Below are 24,178 nucleotides of genomic sequence, written 5' to 3'. Positions count from 1 at the left end.
CGAAGCCATGGCGATCAAACAACTGATAAAAAGCACCAGCGGCTGGCTCTATCTCAACTCACCGGTGGGCCGTCAGCAGTTGCAGGGCGCGGGGGTGATTCTGATGCTGCACCGCGTGCTGTCGAATGACCGCGCCGCCGACCTGCCGCACCGCAATGAATTGTGCGTCGGGCCCAAGGCGTTCGAGCATTTGCTGGTGTGGCTGCGCAAGCATTTCGACTGCGTGCCGCTGATGGAAATCCTCCAGCCCAACGCTTTGCGCAGCGAGCGCCCACGGGTGGCGCTGACGTTCGACGATGGCTGGCGCGACAACGCGGTCAACGCCTTCGCGCTGCTGCAAAAACATCAGGTGCCGGCGAGCATTTTCCTTTCCACTGATTTCATCGGCAGCCGCCAGCGCTTCTGGTGGGAAAGCCTTGGCGAAACCCTCTGGGGCAGCCATGGCGAAAAAGCGCGCATGCACCTGATCGAATGCCTGCATGCGCACAAGCATCCGCTGCCGGTGCTGCTCGATGACATTGACGTCGAGCGCCGCAGCCTGGCGCTGCTGCATTACCTGCAAGGCTTGAAAAGCCTTGCCCCGCAGGAATTGGAAGAGCTCACCGACGAATGCCCGAAAGACTCTCTGCCACAGGCACTGGACTGGCATCAGGTGCGGGCGATGGAAGCCTCCGGTCTGGTGCGGTTCGGCCCGCACGGCGCCAGCCACGCGATCCTCACCGGCCTCGACGATGTACGCCTGAGCGAAGAAATCCGCCGCAGCCGCGAGGCCTTGAACAACGGCTGCAACCGACCTCTACCGGTGTATTGCTACCCCAACGGCGACAACGATGAACGCGTACGCCAGCAGGTCGCCGATCACGATTACCCGTTTGCGCTGGGCACCGGCACCGGGATCTATCGCGGCGACGGCGATCCGCTGAACCTGCCGCGTTTCGGCGTCAGCCAGCGCACTGCACGCCATCCGCAATTGCTGTCGTGGCGGATCTACCGGGGAGCGCGGCCATGAGCCGAGGCAACTACCTCAAGCACCTGGCGCTGAGCATGGGCACCAAACTGGCGATGATCGCCCTGCGTTTGCTGCGCAACGTGTTGCTCGCGCGGATTCTCGGCCCCAGCGAACGCGGCCTGTTCGCCCTGCTCAGTACTTTGCCGGACCTGATCAGCGCGGCCACCAGCGGCGGACTGAATTCGGCGGTCGGTTATCAGGCGGCGAAGCAGCGGCCGATGGGTTTGCTGCTCAGCCAGGTGCTGGTGTTCGGCTGTCTGCTGGCCGGTTTGCTGACTTTGCTGGTGGTGGCGCTGGTGCGCGAGTTCGGCACGCAACTGGACGTGACCCTGCAACTGGGCCTGCTCGCCTGGCTGTTGCTGCTGGCGGTGCCGTTGACCGTGTTGAAAAGCGGCCTGCTGACCCTGCACAACGCCTCGGGTGGCGTGGTCGCATTCAACATCTTGCGCCTGATCGAATCGCTGGCGCCGCTGTTGCTGTTCGTCGCGCTGTTCTGGATGTGGCAGAGCGCAGCGCTGGAGGCGGCGCTGATCAGTTGGCTGGCCGGGATCAGTCTGGTGGTGCTCGCCGGTTGGGTCTGGCTGAAGCGGGCGCAGCCGTTGCAGCTGCAATGGGATCGCGCCAGCCAGAACGAACTGCTGCGCTTCAGCGCACGCAGCCATCCCGATCTGCTGTTCCAGCAAGTGATTCTGCGCTCCGATTACCTGTTCATCGGCGCCCTGCTCGGCAGCACCGCGTTGGGCCATTACGCCATGGCCAGCGCTGCTGCCGAATTGCTGCTGATCGTCCCCGAAGCGGTGACCACTCCCTTGATGAAGCGCCTGCTGCAACAGGATGAAGGCATGGACAAGGTCACTCCGCTGGCACTGCGCCTGACCGCAACGGTAATGCTCGGCGCCTGCCTGAGCATGGCCGTGATCGGCGAATGGTTGATCGTCACTCTGTTTGGCGCTGCCTACCAGCCGGCATATCCGGCGCTGCTGGCGTTGCTGCCGGGCTTGCTGGGCCTGTGCTACGCGAGCATTCTGCGCCTGGACTTGCTGGGCAAGAATCGCCCCGGCACGGTGTCGTTGTTGATGGGCCTGGGCGCGCTGCTCAATCTGGCGTTGAACCTGATACTGATTCCGGCCTACGGCATTGTTGGCGCCGCTGCCGCCTCATCGATCGCCTATCTGGCAGTGACCGTGGCCATGCTCGTGCTGTATTGCCGTTTGAGCGGCGTGCCGTTCTGGCAAACCCTGATCATCCTGCCCCGCGACGTGCTGCCGATGTGGTCGATGCTGCAGAGGAAGCCGGCATGAAAGGCTGGTACCTGCTGTTCGGACTCGGTTTGTCGCTGGACGCTTTGGCGGCGTCGATGCGCTGGGGCGAGATTCGTGACGGCAGTCTGTTTCTGCAAGCCGATCAGCCCGACAGCGTGACCGTGCGCTGGACGCCGGCGTGGCAAGCGGATGCCAACGAAGAGCAGCTGTACCTGCTCGACGGTCGCGGCAAATTGCTCGGCGAACGCTTGATCAAGGCCAGCGAAACCCGTGGCAGTCAAAGCTGGCCGCTGCTGCCCGGTGCGGCGAGTTATCGGCTGGAAATTCCCGGCTACAGCTTCCGCCACTACCGCATCGAACACGATGAACGCACCGTTGCCCTGTTTGCCCCGGCCAAAGTGCACTTCAGTGCCGAAAGCAAAAATGGCGACGTGCTTTATTTCAAAGTCGCGGCCGGTGAGCGTGCAGTGCTCGCTGGCAAGTTTCACGGCGGCGTCACCGCGCTACAGGCGCAACGGGTCGGCGACCACCAGGCACTGACCCTCGCATTGAAACCCTATCGCGCCTACTGGCAGTTCGATCAGGTGGCGTTGCCGGTCAGCCCGCGCGAGCAGGTCTGGCGCCTGCAACTGCAAGGCAGCGGCAAAGCGGCGTTCTGGCTCGATGGTACTGCCAATCTGTTTGCGCAGAATCCGCAGCAACTGCAACCGCTGCGCGAAGAGGTCGGAGATGTGCGGCTGGTGCTGCATGACAAAGTCCTTGGGCGCACGCCGGATCTTGGCATCGCCCTGCCCTACGTGATGCCGCCAGCGGCCAGCCACGCGCTGCTCGATGCGCTGAAGCCGACGGCGGCGAGCTATTACAGCTTCGTCGACGTCACCGCGCAGAATCCGCAGTTCGAGGACGCATTCCGCCGGGTCTATCAGCAGCGCTTCGGCATTCGCAACGACATTACCCTGCTGGCTGGCAGTCAGCGCCAGGCCGATCTGCGCGCCGACGTGCAGAGCAACAGCGGCCTCGACGCCTGGCTGGCGAGCACCCGCGCCCTCGGCGGCAACGGCACGCATTACATCGGCTTCGCCGACGAGCCCAATCTCAACTACTCCAGCTATGGGCAGTATCAGGCGATTTTCGCCAGCATGGCCCGTCAGGTGCGCAGCGACCCGGCGAATGCCCGCGCCGGTGTACGCATCGCCATGCCAGCCAGCTCGCGACTGGTCAACGGCCCGTTCGCCGATAACGCGGCGGATAAGCGCGGGATCGATTGGGCGCGGCGCCTGCTCAGCGAGTCAGCCGACCAGATCGACGCACTGGCCTGGCATGAGTGGATGATTCGCGATCTGCTCGCCACCCGTGTTTACCGCGACAGTGTGCGGCGCGCCGCCGAACTGGTCGGCCTCGACGCCAATGGTCAGCCGCGCAAGGCCTTGCTCCTCGATCAGACCAACTTGTCCAGCGGCTCCAGCCTCAGCCCCTACGATCAGGAAACCCACTACACCTCGCTGTGGTGGGCGTCGGTGGTGATCAACGCCTCGCAGGACGGTTTGCTGAGCATGCTCAACTGGTTTCAGGCCGCCGATGAGCCGCAATACCCCAAAGGCATGTTGCGCGTATTGGGCGAGGATCGCTTCGAGCTGAAACCGGTCGGACTGGCCCAGCAATTCATCGCCCGCCACTGGTTGCGGCAAGTGCTGCAATTGGACAACGACGCCTTCGAGGTGGATGTGCTGGCGATGGCCGGCGACGAGCAGCGCGCGTTGCTCGGAGTGAACAAAGGTACGCGCCTGCAACGCGTCGATCTGAGTGGCGCCCGCTGCCCGTTGAACCATGGCGCCCTGCGTTACTTCGGCGCCGACAATCGCAGCCGCGATGCACCGTTTGCCTGCGACAACGGGCGCGTGCGTTTCGAACTGCCGGGACAAACCCTGTTTGCCCTGAGCTGGAGCGCTTCATGAGCCGCCCTTCGATGCTCTGCCGCGCGGGCTTGATGCCGCGCATGGCACCCTCATCAGGAGAAAAGACCATGGATGTTTTGCAAAAACTCAGCGGACATATTCGTCGTAAAGGCCTGCGAGCGACCTTGGGCAAGATCCGCAAACTGTACATTTTTTCCCATCAGCAACTGCTGTGGATGGAGCGCGACCTGGTCAGCCCGGTGCCGCCGCACCGCCTCAAACCCTATCCGCCACTGCGCGTGGTCAGGATTACGGCGGACAACGCCAGCGCTTTCGCACGCTACTTTGGCGACCGTGTCGGCACGATGGCCGAGCTGGCTAAAGAGGGCCACACCGGGCACATGCATGTCGACGAGCAAGGCGATGCCGTAGCGTTTATCTGGGGCACCCCGCGCGATTATTTCGACCGGCACTACTACGGCTGCCGGTTCCCGGTGAAACCCGGTGAGTTCTTCGAGTTCGGTGGCGAACTGGCCCGGGCGTACTGGGGGACGGAGCTGTCGGTGGATCTGCAATTGCGCCTGTGGGAAGCCATGGCCGCCCAGGGCTGCCGCAAAGTGGTCGATGTCTGTGAGTCGACCAACATACCGGCGCTCAAGCTGCACCTGCGCATGAGCTATACCGAACAACAGCGGATCATGAATATCTACACGCTGTTCGGTCGCTGGCGCTTCTATCGCGAAACCCGCTACAGCGGTTCGCGCCTGGCGGCGCTGGGTAAAACTTCTCGTCCACCTGTCAACGCAACGGCGGCCTGAACCTATGGTGATGCGATTCGAATGGCGCACGTCGCTGTGCGCCGCCGACTTCCCGGCAACCGCGTATGAAACGCTGCGCCTGGGCGTGACCGACCATACGCCGTTCAACAATCTCGGCTGGTTGTGCGCGGCGGAACAGGCTTTGGGCGAGGACCAGCGCCTGCACATTCTGCTCGGTTGGGAAGCCGCAGAACTGCGTCTGTGCCTGCCCCTTGTGGCGAGTCGCGAGCGCTTCGCCGGCGTGCCGTTTCGGGTCTTGCATCACTTGGGTTATCCGCTGGCCGACCGTCTGGCTTTGCTGTCGCTGCTCGGCGGCGAGGACATGCACGAGGCGCTGGTGCTGATTCGCCAGCGCCTGCCGCATGCGCTGTTGCAACTCAATGAGCTGTCGGAACCGGCGGGTGAGGAAAGTGCCGTCACCGCATGGATGGCGCGCAGCTCCACGGCCGAACGACGCCTGAGTTGCCGGGTGCCGGTGCATCTGATCAGCGAAGCCGACCACCAGGAAGTCTCCGGCGACCCGCGCTACAAACTGCGCCGGGCTCGCAAACGGATTGCCGCGTGCGGTGCGCAGATCCGCCGGATCACTCCAGATGCGCTGAGCATGGCTGCCTTGTTGCAGACCATCAGCGAAGTCGAAGCGGTGAGCTGGAAAGGCGATGAAGGCGTCGGGATTTTCGCCACACCGCGCAGTCGCCAATGGATCGAACGCGCCTTCACCGCCCTCGCAGGCCAAGGCTTGGTACGCGTGGTGATGCTCGAGCTGAACGGCCGCTGCATCAGCTATCGCCTCGGCCTGCTCGAACAGGGCCGGCTCTACGATTACAACCTCGCATTCCTGCCGCAATACGCCGACCTCGGCAGTGGCCGGGTGTTACTGGAGGAATGGATTCGCTGGGGCCTGGACGAGCACTGGCGCTGGATCGATGCCTCGCGGGTCAGCCTGGAAAATTCCAGCCATCAACTGCACGAACGCATGACCGGGCAATTGGAACACTGGCGCTGGAGTTTCTATTCGTGGCGCCCAAGTGGACTGGCATTGGGTCTGGCGCTGCGCATCTGGTATCGCTGCAAGCCCGCCGTGCAGCAATGGCGAGCCCGCCGTGCAAACAAAAAAACTGCAGCACTGGTGCAACCTGTCGCAATCACTCCGGAGGGCGGCCATGCCTCGCCAAGTCATAGTCAACGCTGATGACTTCGGTCTCAGCGCCAACGAAAACGCAGTGATTTTCGCTGCCTTCCAGGCCGGCCTGATCAGCTCGGCCACCGCCATGGCCAACATGCCGGCGTTCGAAGCCGCCTGCACCATGGCCCGCCATCCGACGCTGCAAGGGCGGATCGGCCTGCACTTCAACCTGACCTACGGACGTCCGCTGAGCCAGACGATCCTGGGGCGGCGAACGTTCTGCGATGGCAACGGCGTGTTCGACCTCAACCTGCCCCGCCACAGCCTGTGGCTGGGTCGCGCAGACCGGGACGCGGTGCGCGCCGAATTGCAGGCGCAATGGCAACGCTGTGTCGATCACGGCATGCGCCCGAGCCATATCGACTCGCACCAGCACGTACACAACATCTGGCCGATCGGCGAAGTCGTCGCGAAGTTTGCCGCCGAGCAAGGCGTACCGATCCGGCTGGCGCGCAACCTCGGGCACAACCTCACGCTGCCCAAGCGCATATTCAAAGGTTTGCTCAATGGCCGTCTGCAGAATCTGGCACGGGTCACCGCCGATTACGTCTGCACCCCGGTGGACCTGCGCAACGCCAGCGTCCCCAGCGACGGCGTGCTGGAAATCGTTGCCCACCCGACCCGCCTCGGCGTCGATTTCGGCGATGCCTATCTCGACTCCGGGGAGTCTTTGAGCGAGGTACTCGAACAGGGTTTGAGAGGCGTCGCGCGAGTCTCGTATGCCGATCTCAATCGAGAAGAAACACAGGGCGCCACGGCGCTTGAATGAATCACCGCTGTAACGACACTCACCACAACATCCGGGCCAAGACCCTGGAGGGGCATCATGAGCATCATCACCAAAGTGCAAGATCGCATCAGACAGAAAGGCCTGGGCCGCACCGTCGGGACGTTGTGGAAACGCTACGTGTTCTTCCACTGGGAACTGCTATGGATGGAACGCGACCTGATCAGCCCGGTGCCACCGCACAAACTGCGCCCGTATGAAGGCCTGCGCAAAGTCGACATCACCGCGCAGAATGCCGTGGCGTTCAGCAAACACTTCGGCGACCGCGTCGGCACCATGGCCGAACTGGCTGCCGAGGGCCACACCGGGCACATGTACCTCGACGCCGATGGCCACGCCGTGGGCTTTATCTGGGGCAGCATTCGCGACTACCACGACCGCCACTATTACGGCTGCACCTTCCCGGTCAAACCCGGCGAGTTCTTCGAATTCGGCGGCGAAATGATCCGCGCCTACTTCGGCAGCAGCCTGTCGGTGGATGTGCAGGTTGCGCTGTGGCAAGCGATGGCGGCACAGGGTTGCAACAAAGTCGTGGACGTCTGTGAAACCCACAACATCCCGGCGCTGAAACTGCATATCCGCATGGGCTATCAGGAACAGGGTCGGGTGACCCACGTTTACTGCCTGTTCGGCCGCTGGAAATTCTTCCGCGAAACCCGCTATGAAGGCTCACGCCTGGACCCGCTGCGCAAACCAGGGCGGCCAGTGGTGAGTGCAGCGGCGCAGGCTTGATCCGGTCTTGTGAAATGTGGCGGTCGCAAGGCCGCCATCGCGAGCAGCTCGCTCCTACACTGGACAGTCGCCATACGCGAAACCAATGTGGGAGCGAGCCTGCTCGCGAAGAGGCCAGTCATCGCAATGAAGATTCTCAGGCCTTGCTTGCCACCAGGCTGAAGCACATCGGCAGCTGCGCCTGCTGGTTCAGGTAGCAGTCATACACCTCTTCCCGGTTCGAATGCGCATATTCCTTAAAATCCACAATGCTCAACCCCGCTCCAATGGCGCCGCTGAAGATCGCGCCCAGCGTATGCACGAACCAGTACGACTTTGCCGCCGGCTGCTCGACTTTACCTACGTAAACGATCGGCTCTTGCTGCACAAACGGCTCGGCACGGAAATACGAGCTGGCGAGGCGGTAGGGATCTTCAGCCTGCGGATCAACCATTTCCAGAAACGGATGGGTTTCGTAGATCACCAGTTTGCCGCCCGGCTTGAGCACCTGGGCGACATGGCGGAAGAATTCGCCGATGTCAGGCATCCAGTTGAGTACACCAATGGTAATCAGGGCAACGTCGAAGCGGTTATGCAGCGATGCGGGCAGATGGTGGATGTCGCTCTCGACGAATTCGGCAGTATGCGGCGAGCGGCTGTTGAGCTCGCGGGCCTGCTCGAGGAACGCTGCCGATTGATCAACGCCTACGACACTGCGCGCACCCAGCGCGAACAGCGACAGGCATTCCCGACCGTTGTTGCAGCCCAGTTGAATCACGTCTTTGCCGTCGACGTCCAGCAAGCCGCGCAAGGTGTCATCGAGACAGCAAAACTCCGCCTGCGCGACATCGCTGAGCAATGCCTGCCAATCCGGCGAATCCTGATGATGGCGAGCGGAATCGTTCCACGCCTGTCGATTGCTTTCGATGGCGGTTTTGGGGTTGGGCACTTCCATGGCGCTACTCCGGGTGAGGCTCTTGATTGAGCGGATCCGAGTCTAGATCAGCCTGATCGCTTCGGTTGTAGCGAACTTGTAAGCCAACCCGCGCCAGAGTTGCAGCAGGCTGCGATCTTTTGATTTTGAAAAGCAGGATCAACAGATCGCAGCCTTCGGCGGCTCCTACGTAAATTTCGTCCAAGGCAGCTATAGTTAACAGCCTTGGGGAAAACCGCATTCGCAGGTGCCGCCATGCTAAAGCTCGATCGGCTGCTGTTGACTGGCTGTCTGCTCGCTGCCACTGAGGCGCAAGCGCTGGACAGCAACTTCAGTTATTACGGGCCCAATCAGCCCTTCGCCCACCCTGCTCCGTACTCGCTGAGCGCTACGCCGCCCAGACCTTACGAGGACACCGCGCCAGCAGACTTCATCGTGCTGCCGGGAGGGCAGGAGTTTACCGACTCACAATTGCCGACCGTGGCGGATGCGACGGTGCGGGTGTTTATCCGCACGTACGATGCCGAACGGGGGATTTACGTGAATGACGAGGTGCTGGATCCGAGTTGCGTGCTGGAGTGCCTGAGCCGGCAGCCACATTGAGGGCTCACACCTTTTGCCGACACCAGGCGTCCCCCGCGGGAGCGAGCCTGCTCGCGAAGGCGATGGGTCAGTCAGGATTGATATGGCCTGACCCGGCCGCTTCGCGAGCAGGCTCGCTCCCACAGGGACCACGCGCTGTGTCCGCTTTACCACGGCCGCTTGTCCGGCCTGGCCAGGCCGAGTTTTTCAATGCGGTAACGCAGCATGTCACGGCTCAGACCCAGCAGGCGTGCGGACTTGGTGACGTTCCAGTCGGTTTTGTCGAGCATCTTGCGCACCATGTCGCGTTCGACTTCCGGCAGGTTCATCGACTCGGTATTGCTCGCCGGGCGCGGTTCGTAATGCAACGGCGCTTCATGCATATGCAGCGGCGGCTCATCGACCAGGCTCATGCACACGTTCAACTGGTGCGCGGCGATGGTATCGCTGGGGGCCAGCAGCACGGTTTGCTCAAGCATATTGCGCAGTTCCCGCACGTTGCCGGGCCAGGTGTAGCTCAGCAACAATTCCTCGGCCTGTTGACTGAAATGCAGATTCGGTTTGCCATACCGCTTGCCATGGCTGGCGAGGAAATGCCGGGCCAGCAGCAGGATGTCTTCGCCACGGGCGTACAGGCGCGGGACCTTGATCGAGATGATGCGCAAGCGGAAAAACAGATCGCGCCGGAACTTGCCCTGCTGAACCATTTGTTCCAGATTGCAGTTGGTCGCGCTGATCACCCGCAGATTGACCTTGCGCTCTTTCACCGAGCCCACACGGCGAATCGTCCGGTCTTCGAGCAGTTTGAGAATCTTCGCCTGCAGCAATAAATCCATTTCCCCGATTTCATCGAGAAACAGCGTGCCGCCATCGGCCGCTTCCACCAGCCCGACCCGACGATCCTTGGCGTCAGTGAAGGCGCCCTTCTCATGCCCGAACAATTCCGACTCGACCAGATTCGACGGGATTGATGCGCAGTTGAATTCAATGAACGGGCCTTTGCTGCGCGGTCCGTCAAAGTGCAGCGCCCGGGCCACCAGTTCCTTGCCGGTGCCGGTCTCGCCTTCGACCAGGACCGGCGGCAGATCGGTGTTGGCCATGCGCCGCTCGGCGTCGAGCAATTGTTCAATGGTGTGTTTCAGATACTGCATCGGCGGCGAATCGCCGATCAGCGCCTGCACCCCGGATTTCTGCGCCTCGCGTTCCTGATAGAACGACAGCGTGCGTTCCAGCCGCTCGGTGGCCAGGGCTTTGTCGAGGAGCAATTTGAGTTCCTGCAGTGCGACCGGTTTGGTGACGTAATGAAAAGCGCCCTCCTTCATCGCCACCACGGCGTCTTCGACGTTGCCGTAGCCGGTCATCATGATCACTTTCAGATCCGGTGCGCTGATGCGCAGCTTCTGGATCAGTTCGTGACCGCTCATGCCCGGCAACGAGTTGTCGGTCAGGACGATGTCCGGCATGAAGCTGCCCAGTTGCTCCAGCGCGTCTTCGGCCGTATGGCAGACAGTCACCTCGAAGTCCTTGCGCTCCAGGTAGGTCTGAATATTCTCGGCCAGCAGTTCGTCATCCTCGACCAGCAGAATGCTGTGTTCCATATTCCCCTCCCGATGCCACTTTGAAGTTGAGACTGACGCGGGTTCCCTCCTGCTCGCGACTGGTCAGGACGACCGAGCCCTGGAAACGCTCCATGATGCGTTTGACCAACGCCAGGCCAACCCCGAGGCCGCCCTGTTTGGTGGTGAAAAACGGCTTGAACACCGACAACTGCTGCTGTGCGCTCATGCCCTTGCCGGTGTCGCTGAGGGTCATGCGCACGCTGTCGGGCTGCGGCGTTTCGAGTTCGACGCTGAGTACCCCGCCTTTGGGCATGGCTTCGAGGGCGTTGGCAAAAAGGCTGTTGAGGATTTGCGTGAGCAGCACCTGCTGGCTGACGACCGCCGGGCAGTGCGGCCGGCTGAATCGCACCTCGACGTTGCTGCGTTTGATCAACGCATCGAATGCGCCAATCGTATCCTCGACCGCCATGACCAGATCCACCGTTTCGCCGTCGTTACACATCGGCCGCAGCGACACCAGCAATTCGCGGACCCAGCGCGACATACGGTCGACCTGACTGATGATGTCGCCGATGTTGCGCTGCGCCGCAGGGCTGGCGATGTCCTGAGCCAATTCGGCGCTGGAGCGGATAGTCGCCAACGGGTTGCGCAAGCTGTGCGCGACCGCCGAGGACATCTCGCCCAAGGCGACAAAGGTTTCGTTGCTGACCAGCTGTTGCTGTTGGCTCTGCAGCAGCTTCGCCGCCCGTCGCACAATCCAGAACAAAGCGAGAAAAATCGCTGCACCACCAAAAAACGTGGCGGCCCAGATCGAGGCGAAACCGCGGTCGATGCGATCGACCAGATCCGACGGTTCCTTGTACACCTCGACCATGGCGATGACTTTGCTTTTGTCGGCATTGAACATCGGGATGTAGTTTTCAATGAACAGGTATTTCGGCTCACGCAGCAGGCGCTGTTCCGGGCGCTCATCGTCGATCTTGTGATAGCTCGACGAGACCGGCACTTTCATTTCGAACGACTCGTCGAGTTCGTCGTCATCCTTGATGTGCACGCCGATCAGCTCGGCATTGGTAGACCAGATCACTGTGCGATCCAGCGCGTAAACGGTTGCGAGAAGAATGTCCGGCAGATGCTCGACATGGTCGAGAAATTCAGTGCGGGCAGAGACGTGTGCGGCCGGATCGACATCCGGATAGTGGTTGTCCTGACGTGGATCGAGCATTTCGCCCATGGTCCGCGCCGCCGTGATGTTGGCGTGGCGCATTTCCGCCTCACCGATGGCCTGGATGAATTGCGCGGTCAGCAACGCGTCGCGCTCGACACTCTCGGTCACCACAAACCGCGTGGAGATATAGCCCAGGCCGAGCGCGACCGCAGCGATGATGGAAAAACTCGCGAGCGAAAACCAGCGCAGCAGATTGAACTGTTCGCGCCAGCCCTTGCCGGTCATTGCAGGCGCCTTTCGTGCTTCCAGTCGCTGCATGAGAATGCCCCGGGAGATTGCTGCGAGTCGCTGACAACCATCAGTGTAGGTGGCTCTGACCGCGACACACGGCTCAGTGATTGTATTTTGCCGCTATTGCATGCGACTGAAGGCTGCCGCTCCAGCGCCAGCCCTCACGGCGTTGACGGACGGCTGCTGGCGCTCGGTTTCATCCGCAAGAAATTCAATGATCGATTGCACGGCCGATTCGTCGAGGCGCAGGTTGGGCATCGGGATTCGCTCGAATTGTTCGTAGAGTTTCAGGACAATCGGATCTTTTTCAGCGAGCAGGCGATCCGGCTCGCGGATCCAGCGGTTGAGCCACTGCGGATCACGCTGGCGGGTCACACCAATCAGGTCCGGACCGATGCTGCGCATGCCAATGCCCTGGCCATCCATCGGCCCGAGGCTGTGACACGAGGCGCAGCGTGTGCGAAACAATTCTTCGCCACTGCTCGGCGGTCGGATATCCGGAGCGTTGACGTAGCTTTGCTCGGTACTCGGCTGTTTCCAGTTCTGCAGGGTGTTGGCCAGTTGATCGGCGAGGATCCATGGGTTTTCGAACGGCGAAGCCTTCATCCAGCGCCCGGTGCTCTGGTTGCCGACAATCAGGCTGAGGTTGTGATCCTTGCTGCGGCCGTTGTCGACGCCATCGATAAACAGGCCAAGCGTCTTGCGCAGCTCGGTGACGTCTGCGAATTCGCCAGTGAGAAACTTCCAGCCGGGGCCGACCTTGAAGCGTTGCGCGTAAGCCTTGAGCACATCCGGCGTATCGCTGAGAGGGTCGATGCTGATCGAATAGAAGAAGATGTCCTGGCCGACTCGATCACCGAGCAGCTTCTGTACCTGACGCAGGCGCGCGGTTTCCAGCGGGCAGGAATCGCTGCAGGAGGTGAAGATGAAATTGATCACCACCACTTTGTCTTTGATCAGGTCATCAAAAAACCGTAGCTGCCGACCATCCTGATCGGTCAGCAACGTGTCGGGAAAATAATCGCTGCCCCACGGTGTGGCGTTTTCGCTGGCCATTGTCGCCGCGCCGGAGCTGGCCTGGTGCGCCAGCAGTACGCGGCTGCCGAGCACGCAGGCCACCAGCATCAGCACCAGGTGCATGCCCAGCGCCCGGGAGCGCGGAGTATGCCAAGTCCGGTCAGCGTGCCGGCGGCTCATGGCTTGACCACCACTTGCGGGCCCATGCCATCGCCATTGCGGAAGGTCGGCAGCGCGGCGGAATTGACGTAACGCACGCCATCCCAGCTCGGCAGCGGTGTCGGCATCAGCTGCAACTGCCCGGGTTTCTCCAGGTCCCAGCGCAGCAACATCGAATTGTCCTCATGCTGGGTGTTGTGGCAATGCTCCATGTAAGTGCCGGCAAACTCGCGGAAGTTGATCGCCATTTCCACACTGTCCAGTCCATCACGTTCCGAACCGATGCGATAGACATCCTTGCGCGCCCATTTTTCCCACTCTGGCGGCGCCTTGCCGCCGCGACTGAGGATGATCCCCTCCTCGAAGTGCACATGCACCGGATGGCTCCAGCCCGTGCCGCCGGCCTTGATGTTCCACACCTCCAGGGTGCCGAATCCGGTGACGCCAGCATCGGTGGGGCCACTGGACAGCTGGGTCGAGGCATTCAGCCGACGCGGGTCCATGTGGAAGCCGAAGCCGCCATCTGTCTTGACCGTCCACGGTGCCTGATCGGTGCCGTCGGATCGGCCGAAAGTGAAGGTGCGATGCCGGGCCTTGGCCAGCAGCGCCTTGTCTGCCGCGTTGTCACGATGAATTTTCAACGGAATCATCACCAGCCCTTCGGCCTTGCCCGGTTTGGCCGGTTCATAGGCTGCCGGGTTAATCGCCAGATCCTGACCGGTATAAGCCTTGACGTTGAGCTGCAGAACCTTGCCCACCGCCGGATCGCCCCGATCCCATTGCGGCCCTTTACTGGTCTGTTTGATCACGGCCAGATATTTCTCGGAGAGGATGTCGGCCAGTGGAATGACGTCTTTCGGTCCCTTGCCGTCGTCATGGGCCTGCATATTGACGAAGAACAACTTGTCGCCCGGCTTGATGCCGTTTTTTGAAAAGTTGACGATGATATCGAAGCGCTCGGCGATGCCCTGAGTCGGCAGAATCGCATTGTGATTCTGCTTATCGCCGTCGGCGTCGAGGTCCATGCTGCCGTCGAACGGCACGCTGTGTTCCATAATGTTGCCGTCATTAGCAATCATGTGGAACGGCGCGCGGCTATAAGACACGCCGGCATTTTTCGGCCCCGCAAACTCGCCGCCACTGCCTTTGATTTCTCGCACCAGCGCCAGTTTGAAGTAGCGCGACACCGAACCGTTGAGCATGCGGAAGCGATAACTGCGCGCTCGCACGTCGAGGGTCGGCTTCCACTGCCAGTTGACCAGCAGTTGATCGCCGAGGAAGCCATCGGTGTTGAACGGGTTGAACCACAACTGGCCTTCCTGATCCCACGCCTTGTCGGCGAAAACCAGGTTGACGTCGTAGTCGCGGTTGCCCCATGGCAAGGCGCTGCCGCTGGGCAGACGCAGGTTGACGCCATCGTTCACCGACTCGTTACCGCGATCCAGGGCGCTGTAGTAATTCATCATCGCCGCGTTGCCCTTGTAGACGTTTTGTGCGGTGAAATCGAGCATGTGGTCGTGGAACCAGTGGGTGCTCATGGTTTCACGCCAGTCGCCACGGATCTTGATGGTGCCGTTGTCACAGGTCTTTTTCGCCGGGGTGAGGTCGTTGACCCACAGGGTTTCCCCCGGCGCGCAGGGGAACGCCGCGCGCGGATCTTCAGCCTTGGTATTTATGCTGTCGTAGCCGGCGAGCTGAATCGGCCAGCGATAGTCGTAGAACTGCCCCGGAAAGAAGAACGCATTGGCATAGCCGTCGCTCTCCGCCGGCGCGTGGCCGTTGTGTTCGTGGGTGCTGATGGTGTGCAGACCGAAGCCCCGATTAGCCGACGGATCGATCGGCAGGCCATTGTAATGGCGCATCAGCACAGGCTGACCGTAGCGCACCATCAACAGTTTCGGCGGCAGTGTGCCGTCGAAGGTCCACACCGCATTGTGGTTTTGCACCGGCATGTTCGGATGAAAACGTGGGTCGACACCTTTTGCAGTGCCGTCGGTCGCCGGTACGCCGGCAACGTTGTGATACAGCCCGCCGGGGCCGAACTCGCCCAGCGCATAGCCGTGCATCTGCAGGCTGTCACGCAGGCCTCCATTGAGGCGCGCTCCGGTCTGCACGGTCTTGTAGGCCGCTTGCGGATAAAACTCGTTCCAGCGCTGATGCGCCCAGCCTTTTCCCGGCGGGCGCCCTTCTGCCGATGAGCCGATGTGGCGGTTGAGGAAGACTTCGATCTGGGTTTGCCAGGGATTGCGGTCAACCACGTTGGAAAACTGGCTGGGAAACGGCGTCAGCCCGGGCTGGCGCAAAAAAGCATCGAGCGCACTGCCGGGCGGCGCGCTGCGGGCTGGATTGTTCGGATCCTGCGCAGGCGCCGGGCCAATCGCGACTGGCGGGAACGGCAACAACGCCGCTGGAGTAGCCGGGTCGAGTTTTTCCGGTCCGAACTCTTCGAACAAGGTCAGCTGTTGAGTAAACGGCTGCGCACCATACAGCGGACTGGGTTTGCCATTGGTGGGGTAATTGAAACTGGTCTGCACTGTCGGCGGCAGCACGTTCTCGATCCGCGTCGAATCACGCGTACCTTTGACGCCGTCCGGCAGATCGAATGAGTCTTCGTTGGCCTCGGGCATGGTCAGGATGGCATTCAGCGCCCCGGCGCGATCAGCGGGCTCGTCGTAGTAGGCCGATGGATCAGAGATTTCCGGCTGTCGCTCGTCATCGATCGGACTGGCCCGGACGCCCCCGACCATGCCAAGTGTCATCAGCAAAAAGACGCTCATGGGCGTCAGCAGAAAGGCATTACTCGGATCACGCATTGCTCTGTCCATCACCAGCCACCTCAGCAAGGAAGGGGTGATGGAGTTCTGCAACGAGCGCGCCAATAAATCATTTCTTGTTGTAACAGTGACTTGGAAGGACTGAGTGATTCCCCATTCCCCGGCGACCGGGGCTTGACACCCATTAACGGGGGAAGTTCATAAATATTCCTGATTTATATAAATCCCTGTAGGAGCTGCCGAAGGCTGCGATCTGTTGATCTTGAAAAAAATCAACAGATCGCAGCCTTCGGCAGCTCCTACCTGGGAAATCCGTCAATCAGGGGACTGGCTGAAAAACCAGGCGAACGTCCGTGCCTTCGCCTTCGCGGCTGTCGAGTGTCACACCGCCGCCGAAGCGTTCCATGATGCGTTTGACCAGCACCAGACCGACACCCAGGCCACCGGTCTTGGTGGTAAAAAACGGTCGAAACGCCATGGTGCGCTGTTCTTCGTTCATGCCTTTGCCGGTATCGCTCAGCATCACGCACACGCGTCGATCGTTGCTGGGTTCAAGCTGGACGGTCAAGGTACCACCCTTGTCCATGGACTCGAATGCATTGGCCAAAAGGCTGTTGAGGATCTGTGCCAGCTGCACCGGCTGGCTCAGTACCATGGGTGTGCTTTGCGGTTGAAACACTACGTGCACACCGGTTCGGGCGATCTGCTGTTCGAAAGCGACGAGGCATTCGTGCAGCGTCGCCACCAGGTTGACCGGCTCTGGGTCATCGCTGAGCGGACGCAGGGATTGCAGCAACTCGCGCACCCATTTCGACATGCGGTCGACCTGACCGATGATGTCGTGAATGTTTTTCTGCGCCGGGCCGCTGTCAAACTCCAGGGCCAGCTCGGCACTGGAGCGAATCGTCGCCAGCGGATTGCGCAAGCTGTGCGCTACGGCGGAGGACATCTCACCCAGCGCGACAAAGGTTTCATTGGCGATCAGCTGCTTCTGCTGGGCGGCGAGCAGAATCGCTGCGCGCCGCACGATCCAGTACAAGCCCAGATAGATCAAGCCACCGCCCAGCGCAGTGGCCAGCCAGATCAGCGCCAGGCCGCGCTCCATGCGGGTGATCAGGTCTTTGGGTTCTTTATAGATCTCGACCATCGCCGTGACGTTCTTGCCGTCGGCGTCGAACAATGGAATGTAATTTTCGATAAAGATGTAATCCGGCTGCGTGAGAAACTTCTGCTCCTCCCGGGCCTTGTCGACATTGTGATAGCTGGCCGACACCGGAATCTTCTCATTGAAGGCGCGATCGAGATCTTCATCGGCATGAATGTTGGTGCCGATCAGCGCCGGATTGGTCGACCAGATCACTTGCCGATCCGGTGCATAGATATTCGCCAGGATGACGTCGGGCAGGTGCTCGATATGATCCAGGAACTCGCCCCGGGCAGCGGCACGGACTTGCGGGTCGACGTCTGGAAGGGATCGGTCCTGACGCGGGTCGAGCAATTCGCCCATGCTCCGGACGTTGGCGATCGAGACATGGCGCACCTCGGCCGAGGCGATGGCCTGGATGAACTGCGCGGTGAGCAAGGCATCGCGCTGCACGCTTTCTTCGATCACGAACCGCGTCGAAACCATGCCTAGCGCCACCGCCACGGTACCGATCACCGCCATGCTGATCAGCGAAAACCAACGCAGCAGATTGAACGGCCGCTTGCGCGAGCCCGACTGCAGCGTCTCCTCCTGAAGCGCAAGCGAACTGGACTGCATGTTCATGGCGGCGATTCCCGAAACGTCTCCATAGGTATAGCCCACCGTTGGGGGATTGCCCGGATGCGGGGACAGCGGTGCGTTCCCCTCGAGCACCATCCATCTCAGTGGGAGCGAGCCTGCTCGCGAAGGCGGTGGTTCAGTAGACATATGCCTCCCAGGATGTTCCTTTCGCGAGCAGGCTCGCTCCCCCAGGATCTACACCCGACAGCCGTTCAGTGTTCATCCCCAGCGTCCCCAACTCTGGGGGGATTCGCCCTGTCCCCGCAGGCCACGAAACTGATCATGTTGCCCGCCAAGCCCTCTATTCCGGCCATTTCCCGCCAACCCACGGCACCTTGGCATGGAAGGTGTACAGCCCCCTTCAACTGACCCGTCCCAAGGGGCAGGCACTTCGATAGAGGGCTTAACTCATGCACCCTTTACTGTCCAAAACCGCGACCGTCCTGGTCGTGAGCGCCTTGGCCCAGGGCATCGCCCAGGCCGCACTGTTTGCTGTAGATCCCGGCCCGTACACGCCGGCGACTGGCGGTTTCGCCAGTTGGTATCAGGATTCCCATGGCCGCACCCTGGACCTGTGCCTGTCGAAGGCACTCAGCTCCCGCGTACCGAGCGCTCCCGGCGCGCCGTCATACATGTGCTCGCTGCTGCCGACCCCCGGCGTTTTCGACGACGCGCAACCGATCGTCTTCCCGACAAACTTCCCTGACGAAGCGTTCTGGTTCACTGGCGAGACCGCTATCATCGACGCTGCGCGCGGAATTGATCTGGGTTATGTCAGTGCCATCGAAGCCGCGTTTGCTGCCGAGGAACCGGTAGAAGGTGATCAAGTCAGCTTCGCGCGGATCCGCATTCGGGTCGACGTGCCCACCGCCGGCACCTACGTCATTACCCACCCTTACGGCGTCGACGTGTTCAATATCGATACCCCCGGGCGGCGTGCGATCAACATGACCCGCGACATCGGCATCGGCACGCCGAAAACCTACGACGGCGCGCTCAAGGGCGACATCGGCCCGTTCCTGCGCAGCGTCAACGGCCCGTACACCGAGACCAACCCGGTTTCCGGTGCCGCCGAGCAATTCGTGGGCGATCCGAACCTCAACGAAGCCGTCACTGGCAGCCCGTTCAACACCAACTTCGTGCGCATCGAAGGGCCCAACGGCCTCGACCTGCGAACGACCACGTTCGCCGTCTCGGGCAAATTATCAGCTGTGGTGCGGCCAACGCCGCTGATCACTCAGCGCAGCACTTACTCACGCAAGGCCGGCGCCAGTGCACCAGTGGCGCAACAGGACGTTTTCGTCCTGGCGCCACCGGCCCCCGGCACCGCAGCAGTCACCAGCAGCACGCCGGTGCTGAACATGAGCGAAGCCAATTCCACCGGCAGTTGGTATGCGCAATCGCCCGCCAACCCGACCTTGCCGACCACGCTGCAAGTGACCGCCGACAACCATCTGGCTATCGCCAGCAGCACCCCGACCACCCTGCCGATGACCCTCACCGATCTGGTGGTGATCCAGCGCGCCGAATACAGCCTGAGTTCCGGGCAGTTGACGCTGGTGGCATCGACCAGTGACGAAACCTCGCCGCCAGTGCTCACCGCCAGTTCCGTCAGCGGCGCCGCCATCGGTGCGCTGGGCGGCGACGGCGCGGTGAAAACCCTGGCCACCGGCATCTCGCCGATCCCACCGGCCAAGGTTCGCGTGACGTCGTCCAACGGCGGCAGCGATACCGAAGAAGTGGTCATCGTGCAATGAACGCTCACATGCCCAGATCCGCATCAGGAGGCATCATGAATAAGTGGCCACGCTTTGCGCTCAACGCGCTCGGGCTCGCTCTTTCGCTGACCGGCAGCGCTTATGCGCAACTCGCCGCCGTCGATCCCGGCCCCTACACCTTCGCCACCGGGAAATTCCCGATGTGGTATCAGGACAACAATCTGCTGTCGATGGAGCTTTGCCAGTCGCGCGCTGCCAGTTCGCGGGTGCCGGTGAGTACACCGCCGGCCTACATGTGCATCCTGCTCGCCGAGCCGGGCATCTTCGATGATGCCCAGCCGATGATTTTCCCGGACAACTGGCCACCGGAGGCCTTCTGGTTCCTTGCCGAGACCGCGATCCCGCAGATCGGCAACAGCGGTTACGAACTCGACGCCTATGTCGCCGGGATCGAAGCAGCGTTCGCCTCGGAAAACCCCGTCGATGGCGATCAGGCGAGCTTCGCGCGCATTCGCATTCGTGTCTCGGTGCCGACCGCCGGCACCTATACCATTACCCACCCGTACGGCGTTGAAACGGTCAATGTCACCACGCCCGGACGCCGCGCCATCAATATCACTCGCGATATCGGCATCGGTGCACCGGGCAATTTCACCGGTGCCATCAATGGTGACCTCGGCCCGTTCCTGCGTAGCGTCAACGGCCCGTACACTGAAGTGAACCCCGACACCGGCGCCACGGAAACTTTCGTCGGCGACCCCAACCTCAACGAGGCGGTGACCGGCAGCCCGTTCAACACCAACTTCGTGCGCATCACCGGCCCGGCCGGGACCATCCAGTCCAACCTGTTCAGCCTGTCCGGCAAAGTGCTCGACAACCGTCAGCAGACGCAGGTGGAAATCGACCGCGCCACCTATCGTCGCACCGCTGCTGGTGTGCGCGCTGAGGTCTTCGCCAAAGCGGACAGCAGTTCCTCGCTGTGTTTCCGGGAAACCATCGCGCTATTGCCCGGGCCGCCAGCCACGCCCTGCCAGACCAGTCTTCTGGGCGACAACAACGGTTTGTTTTTCGGCCAGCGTCTGGGCTCCGGCGCGGTACCTACGGTGATCGTGGTCACCGCGACCAACCCGACCGGCACCACGCGGCCGACCGCCGTGTCGGCCAAGCTCACCGATGTGGTGAAAGTGCAAACCGCACGCTACAGCTGGGACAACCACAGCCTGCTGATCGAGGCGACATCGAGCGATGAAGTGGCGATTCCGGACATGGTTGCCCAAGGCTATGGACGCCTGTCGAAGAGCGGCACCCTGCAGCGCATCACCGTCGCCGACCTGACCCAGCCTCCGGCTACCGTGACGGTGAAATCTGCTGCGGGCGGCAGCGACACCGAAGCCGTCGTCGTGGTTGGCACTGCGCCGGACACCGGTGAAAATCAGGCGCCGATCAGCAATGCCGACATCGGCAGCACCAGTTTCGGTGTGCCGATCACCCTCAGCGTACTGACCAACGACAGCGACCCTGATGGCGATAACCCGCTGGGTATCACTGCGTTGACTCAACCGCCTACCGGTCAGGGCAGCGTGGTACTGAGCGGCACGGCAGCGGTGGTTTACACCCCGCCAGCGGTAGTCAATGCGCCGCTGACCACCAGCTTCACCTACAAGGCGCAGGACGCCAAAGGTCTGGCCTCGGTCAACCCGGCGACCGTAACAATCACCGTCGCCCCGAACCAGGCCCCGACCGCCGTCGCCGACAGCGTCGCCACCCTGGGCGTGGCGATCCCGATCAACGTGCTGGCCAACGATACCGATCCGGAAGGCAACGTGCCGCTGGGCGTCAACAGTCTGACCCAACCGGCCGCAGGCCGTGGCACGGTCAGCACTGACGGCACAGTGATCACCTACACCCCACCGGCCACCGTGACCACGGCGTTCACCACAACCTTCACCTACATCGCCCGGGACAGCTTCGGCGCCCTGTCGACGCCGGCCACGGTCACGGTGCAAGTGTCGCCACGGCCAGCGGCAGAAACGTTCGCCGTCACCGCATCGACGGTGCAGGCGCGCTCCGGCGGTCGCTTCAACTGGGACTTCACCGGTACCTCGTCAGTGACCACCGGCAACACCATCACGGTACAGGTCAGCACGCCAACCGGTGTCGTTACGCTGGGCAGCACCACGGTACCTGTGACCGGACGCTGGCGGCTGACGCTGAACAACACGACGGTGGTGCCATCGGCCAACCCGACCGCGACGATCCGTTCGTCCCAGGGCACCGTGCGCACGGTGTCGGTGACCACGCTCTGAGCCTGCGCCCCGGCCGCTTGCAAGCGACCGGGGCGGGGTCTTGAAGGTTAACGCCCGAAAGGATTTACGCCATGAACACGCCGACCGCCGCCCTGCTTTGCCTGCTCGTGCTGTGCAGCACAGCGGGCGCGCGCGCCGACGACCTGATGGAAAACGACGATCTGGCAGCCACCAGCTCTGACCTCGGCGAACTGCCCGCACCTGTGGGTCAGCAAGCCCTGATCGATCAGCTCGGCCAGGCCAACGTCGCCCTGCTGCAACAGAACGGTCAGTCGCTGCTCGGGCAGATCGTGCAAGCGGGCAGCAATCAGGAGGCGTACATCCTGCAACAGGGCAGCGACCTGATGGCGCTGATCAACCAGAACGGTTCCGGCAACGCCGCGTACATCACGCAAAACGGCAGCCACAACCGCGCGCAGATTTCGCAAAACGGCAACAACAACGACGCCAGCATCGAGCAGGCCGGCACGGGGCTGCAAAGCGCCGTGACCCAGTCGGGCAACGGCATGAGCGTTTCGGTCAAGCAATATCGCTAAGCACTGCACATCATCGGAGAGTTCATCATGTTCAAACTGACGCCCCTCACCGCCGCCCTGCTGGTCATGATCAGTGCCCAGGCCATGGCCGACGACAGCCTGTCCAACCAGAGCCAGACCGGCACCGCCAACATCGCGGATGTGAAACAGACCCAGGCCCCGTTCAGCAGCGCCACCCAGACCCAACTGGGCCAGGGCAACGACGCCGCCGCCTTGCAGGATCATGCCAGCAGCGTGATCACTCAGGACGCCGTCGGCGACTACAATGCGGCCTACGCCGAACAGCTTTACGAGGACAACGCCACCATCACCCAGCAACAAGTCGGCGCCTTCAACACCACCCACGCCAGCCAGTCGCTGGGTTTCGGCTCAGCGAACAGCGCGTTGCAACAGCAGCAAGGCACCGGCAACTTCTCCTTCGTCTACCAGGATTCGCAGAACGGCAGCGAGGCGAAAACCTTGCAATTCGGCGACAGCAACGAAGCCAACATCGAGCAACTGTATGAAGGCACCGGCAACAGTTCGGTGATCACCCAATACGGCACCGCCAACTACGGCACCGCTGAACAAGTGCTGCACAACGGCGGCCAGATCGGCATCAACCAGGCCGGCGAAAGCAACTACGCCTACGGCGATCAGCGCAACGGCACCGGTGGCAACATCACCATCAACCAGTTCGGCAGCCTGAACGGCACTGAGATCTGGCAAGACGCGCAAATCGCCAGCCAGGCCACCGTCAACCAGTACGGCGACAGCAACGAAACCGTGGTCGACCAGAGCTTCGGCGAAAACAACGCCGCCGCCGTCACCCAGGTCGGCAATGCCAACGCGATCTACGCCGACCAGTTCGAGTCGGTCAACTCGACTTTGGCGCTGTATCAGGTGGGCAACGGCAACGTGCACTTCACTTACCAGAACGGCGACAGCCACGTGCTCAATGCCACCTCCGTGGGCAACGACAACAAAGTCTACGCCAGCAACTGGAAAGGCCCGCAGTCGGGCGGTCAGTTCGGCAGCGGCCAGCGCGCCACCGTCAGCCAGGCGGGCAACGGCAACATCGCCAGCTTCACTCAGGACGGCGTAGGCCATGTGATGACCACCAGTCAGACCGGGACGGGCAACAAGACCACGGTCAGTCAGGCCGAGTCGTATAACGAGCTGTACTTTGATCAGAATGGCAGTGACAACATTCTGATCTCGGATCAGCGCGGCACGGGCAACCTGGTGCAGGGTTCTTCGAATGGCACCGGCAACAGCTCATCGTTCGATCAATCAGGCTCGGGCAACCAGGCGTACACCGCGCAGCTGTATGGCAGTGACAACATGATCACGGTTAAACAGGCAGATACGATGAACGTGGCGTATGTGACCCAGGGCGGGACGGGGAACATTGCCAATGTCGATCAGAGTGGCATGACGCAGACGGCGAATATTCAGCAGTTTGGGTCGGCTAACCAGGCAACGGTTTTGCAGCAGTAGGGGTTGGGTGTTGATGGGCCGCGATTCTCTGGTGAGGGGGGTCGCGGTTTTTTTGTGGGCTGACGCTTGAGTTTCGTCCTACGGAAAACGGAACGTTTTCAGAAATTCGGGGAGTTTTCTGACAAGTTCTGGCGGTTGGCCGTCGGAAGTGCAGGCTCTAGGATTTGCCGGGACAACTTGATCCTCATGGAGCTTGGCCTACATGCAATTCATCCAGACAGC

General features: G+C 61.7%; 18 protein-coding genes. 12 read left to right on the top strand and 6 right to left on the bottom strand.

Going from position 1 to position 24,178, the window contains the following annotated elements:
- Nucleotides 1–7: 7 nt before the first annotated feature.
- From AB4N53_RS03460 to AB4N53_RS03430, 7 genes are all read left to right on the top strand, one after another.
- Nucleotides 8–1,009 carry a polysaccharide deacetylase family protein gene (locus tag AB4N53_RS03460; RefSeq protein WP_460118181.1) on the top strand — a complete coding sequence of 334 codons (1,002 nt, stop codon included), beginning with the start codon at nt 8–10 and terminating at the stop codon, nt 1,007–1,009.
- Nucleotides 1,006–2,310, top strand: a complete 1,305-nt coding sequence (locus AB4N53_RS03455; protein ID WP_460118179.1) for an oligosaccharide flippase family protein — start codon at nt 1,006–1,008, stop codon at nt 2,308–2,310. Before AB4N53_RS03460 ends, AB4N53_RS03455 begins: the two co-directional genes overlap by 4 nt.
- Nucleotides 2,307–4,226 carry a hypothetical protein gene (locus tag AB4N53_RS03450; RefSeq protein ID WP_460118176.1) on the top strand — a complete coding sequence of 640 codons (1,920 nt, stop codon included), beginning with the start codon at nt 2,307–2,309 and terminating at the stop codon, nt 4,224–4,226. Before AB4N53_RS03455 ends, AB4N53_RS03450 begins: the two co-directional genes overlap by 4 nt.
- Nucleotides 4,227–4,294: 68 nt before the next feature.
- On the top strand, nt 4,295–4,984 hold the full coding sequence (locus AB4N53_RS03445; protein ID WP_064363960.1) for a GNAT family N-acetyltransferase: 690 nt from the start codon (nt 4,295–4,297) through the stop codon (nt 4,982–4,984).
- Nucleotides 4,985–4,988: 4 nt separating this feature from the next.
- Nucleotides 4,989–6,176 carry a GNAT family N-acetyltransferase gene (locus AB4N53_RS03440; protein WP_460118174.1) on the top strand — a complete coding sequence of 396 codons (1,188 nt, stop codon included), beginning with the start codon at nt 4,989–4,991 and terminating at the stop codon, nt 6,174–6,176.
- Nucleotides 6,148–6,939, top strand: a complete 792-nt coding sequence (locus AB4N53_RS03435; protein ID WP_460118172.1) for a ChbG/HpnK family deacetylase — start codon at nt 6,148–6,150, stop codon at nt 6,937–6,939. Before AB4N53_RS03440 ends, AB4N53_RS03435 begins: the two co-directional genes overlap by 29 nt.
- Nucleotides 6,940–6,996: 57 nt before the next feature.
- On the top strand, nt 6,997–7,689 hold the full coding sequence (locus tag AB4N53_RS03430) for an N-acetyltransferase family protein (protein ID WP_460118170.1): 693 nt from the start codon (nt 6,997–6,999) through the stop codon (nt 7,687–7,689).
- A gap of 136 nt (nt 7,690–7,825) precedes the next feature.
- Here the strand turns inward: AB4N53_RS03430 and AB4N53_RS03425 are convergent, their stop codons facing one another.
- The gene (locus tag AB4N53_RS03425; RefSeq protein WP_460118168.1) at nt 7,826–8,623 is read right to left on the bottom strand and encodes a class I SAM-dependent methyltransferase; all 798 of its coding nucleotides are present in this window, start codon (nt 8,621–8,623) and stop codon (nt 7,826–7,828) included.
- Nucleotides 8,624–8,857: 234 nt separating this feature from the next.
- Here AB4N53_RS03425 and AB4N53_RS03420 point away from each other — a divergent pair, with 234 nt between their 5' ends.
- Nucleotides 8,858–9,205 carry a hypothetical protein gene (locus AB4N53_RS03420; protein WP_460118166.1) on the top strand — a complete coding sequence of 116 codons (348 nt, stop codon included), beginning with the start codon at nt 8,858–8,860 and terminating at the stop codon, nt 9,203–9,205.
- A gap of 146 nt (nt 9,206–9,351) precedes the next feature.
- Here AB4N53_RS03420 and AB4N53_RS03415 read toward each other — a convergent pair whose 3' ends face one another.
- The 5 genes from AB4N53_RS03415 to AB4N53_RS03395 form a co-directional block, all read right to left on the bottom strand.
- Nucleotides 9,352–10,782, bottom strand: coding sequence for a sigma-54-dependent transcriptional regulator (locus AB4N53_RS03415; protein ID WP_460118163.1), 1,431 nt, complete (start codon nt 10,780–10,782; stop codon nt 9,352–9,354).
- A complete protein-coding gene (locus AB4N53_RS03410) occupies nt 10,751–12,229 on the bottom strand; it encodes an ATP-binding protein (RefSeq protein WP_460118161.1) in 1,479 nt (492 codons plus the stop codon). Before AB4N53_RS03410 ends, AB4N53_RS03415 begins: the two co-directional genes overlap by 32 nt.
- Nucleotides 12,230–12,322: 93 nt before the next feature.
- Entirely contained in the window at nt 12,323–13,399 is a 1,077-nt protein-coding gene (locus tag AB4N53_RS03405; protein ID WP_460118159.1) for an SCO family protein, read from the bottom strand.
- Nucleotides 13,396–16,203 (bottom strand): multicopper oxidase domain-containing protein, encoded by a 2,808-nt coding sequence (locus AB4N53_RS03400; protein WP_460118157.1) that lies wholly within the window; start codon nt 16,201–16,203, stop codon nt 13,396–13,398. The genes AB4N53_RS03405 and AB4N53_RS03400 overlap by 4 nt, the downstream gene beginning before the upstream one ends.
- A gap of 268 nt (nt 16,204–16,471) precedes the next feature.
- Nucleotides 16,472–17,920 carry a sensor histidine kinase gene (locus AB4N53_RS03395; protein WP_460118155.1) on the bottom strand — a complete coding sequence of 483 codons (1,449 nt, stop codon included), beginning with the start codon at nt 17,918–17,920 and terminating at the stop codon, nt 16,472–16,474.
- A gap of 407 nt (nt 17,921–18,327) precedes the next feature.
- Between AB4N53_RS03395 and AB4N53_RS03390 the strand changes: the two genes are divergently transcribed.
- The 4 genes from AB4N53_RS03390 to AB4N53_RS03375 all read left to right on the top strand — a co-directional run bounded on the left by AB4N53_RS03390 (nt 18,328) and on the right by AB4N53_RS03375 (nt 23,956).
- Entirely contained in the window at nt 18,328–19,674 is a 1,347-nt protein-coding gene (locus AB4N53_RS03390; protein ID WP_460118153.1) for a hypothetical protein, read from the top strand.
- A 35-nt stretch (nt 19,675–19,709) separates the two neighbouring features.
- The gene (locus AB4N53_RS03385) at nt 19,710–21,941 is read left to right on the top strand and encodes an Ig-like domain-containing protein (RefSeq protein WP_460118151.1); all 2,232 of its coding nucleotides are present in this window, start codon (nt 19,710–19,712) and stop codon (nt 21,939–21,941) included.
- A 71-nt stretch (nt 21,942–22,012) separates the two neighbouring features.
- Nucleotides 22,013–22,477, top strand: coding sequence for a curlin (locus tag AB4N53_RS03380; RefSeq protein WP_460118149.1), 465 nt, complete (start codon nt 22,013–22,015; stop codon nt 22,475–22,477).
- Nucleotides 22,478–22,504: 27 nt separating this feature from the next.
- Nucleotides 22,505–23,956, top strand: a complete 1,452-nt coding sequence (locus tag AB4N53_RS03375; protein WP_460118147.1) for a curlin — start codon at nt 22,505–22,507, stop codon at nt 23,954–23,956.
- Nucleotides 23,957–24,178: the final 222 nt, after the last annotated feature.

Source organism: Pseudomonas sp. H3_E04 (assembly GCF_054668915.1).
The sequence above is the reverse complement of the archived record's forward strand: the minus strand, read 5'-3'. Positions and strand labels throughout refer to the sequence as shown.

Bases quoted from the DNA above. Each gene is read 5' to 3' on its own strand.
- AB4N53_RS03400 (WP_460118157.1), bottom strand. From the start codon at position 16,203: ATGGACAGAGCAATGCGTGATCCGAGTAATGCCTTTCTGCTGACGCCC.
- AB4N53_RS03450 (WP_460118176.1), top strand. From the start codon at position 2,307: ATGAAAGGCTGGTACCTGCTGTTCGGACTCGGTTTGTCGCTGGACGCT.
- AB4N53_RS03420 (WP_460118166.1), top strand. From the start codon at position 8,858: ATGCTAAAGCTCGATCGGCTGCTGTTGACTGGCTGTCTGCTCGCTGCC.
- AB4N53_RS03445 (WP_064363960.1), top strand. From the start codon at position 4,295: ATGGATGTTTTGCAAAAACTCAGCGGACATATTCGTCGTAAAGGCCTG.
- AB4N53_RS03455 (WP_460118179.1), top strand. From the start codon at position 1,006: ATGAGCCGAGGCAACTACCTCAAGCACCTGGCGCTGAGCATGGGCACC.
- AB4N53_RS03460 (WP_460118181.1), top strand. From the start codon at position 8: ATGGCGATCAAACAACTGATAAAAAGCACCAGCGGCTGGCTCTATCTC.
- AB4N53_RS03380 (WP_460118149.1), top strand. From the start codon at position 22,013: ATGAACACGCCGACCGCCGCCCTGCTTTGCCTGCTCGTGCTGTGCAGC.
- AB4N53_RS03440 (WP_460118174.1), top strand. From the start codon at position 4,989: ATGGTGATGCGATTCGAATGGCGCACGTCGCTGTGCGCCGCCGACTTC.
- AB4N53_RS03405 (WP_460118159.1), bottom strand. From the start codon at position 13,399: ATGAGCCGCCGGCACGCTGACCGGACTTGGCATACTCCGCGCTCCCGG.
- AB4N53_RS03395 (WP_460118155.1), bottom strand. From the start codon at position 17,920: ATGAACATGCAGTCCAGTTCGCTTGCGCTTCAGGAGGAGACGCTGCAG.
- AB4N53_RS03390 (WP_460118153.1), top strand. From the start codon at position 18,328: ATGCACCCTTTACTGTCCAAAACCGCGACCGTCCTGGTCGTGAGCGCC.
- AB4N53_RS03415 (WP_460118163.1), bottom strand. From the start codon at position 10,782: ATGGAACACAGCATTCTGCTGGTCGAGGATGACGAACTGCTGGCCGAG.
- AB4N53_RS03375 (WP_460118147.1), top strand. From the start codon at position 22,505: ATGTTCAAACTGACGCCCCTCACCGCCGCCCTGCTGGTCATGATCAGT.
- AB4N53_RS03430 (WP_460118170.1), top strand. From the start codon at position 6,997: ATGAGCATCATCACCAAAGTGCAAGATCGCATCAGACAGAAAGGCCTG.
- AB4N53_RS03425 (WP_460118168.1), bottom strand. From the start codon at position 8,623: ATGGAAGTGCCCAACCCCAAAACCGCCATCGAAAGCAATCGACAGGCG.
- AB4N53_RS03435 (WP_460118172.1), top strand. From the start codon at position 6,148: ATGCCTCGCCAAGTCATAGTCAACGCTGATGACTTCGGTCTCAGCGCC.
- AB4N53_RS03410 (WP_460118161.1), bottom strand. From the start codon at position 12,229: ATGCAGCGACTGGAAGCACGAAAGGCGCCTGCAATGACCGGCAAGGGC.
- AB4N53_RS03385 (WP_460118151.1), top strand. From the start codon at position 19,710: ATGAATAAGTGGCCACGCTTTGCGCTCAACGCGCTCGGGCTCGCTCTT.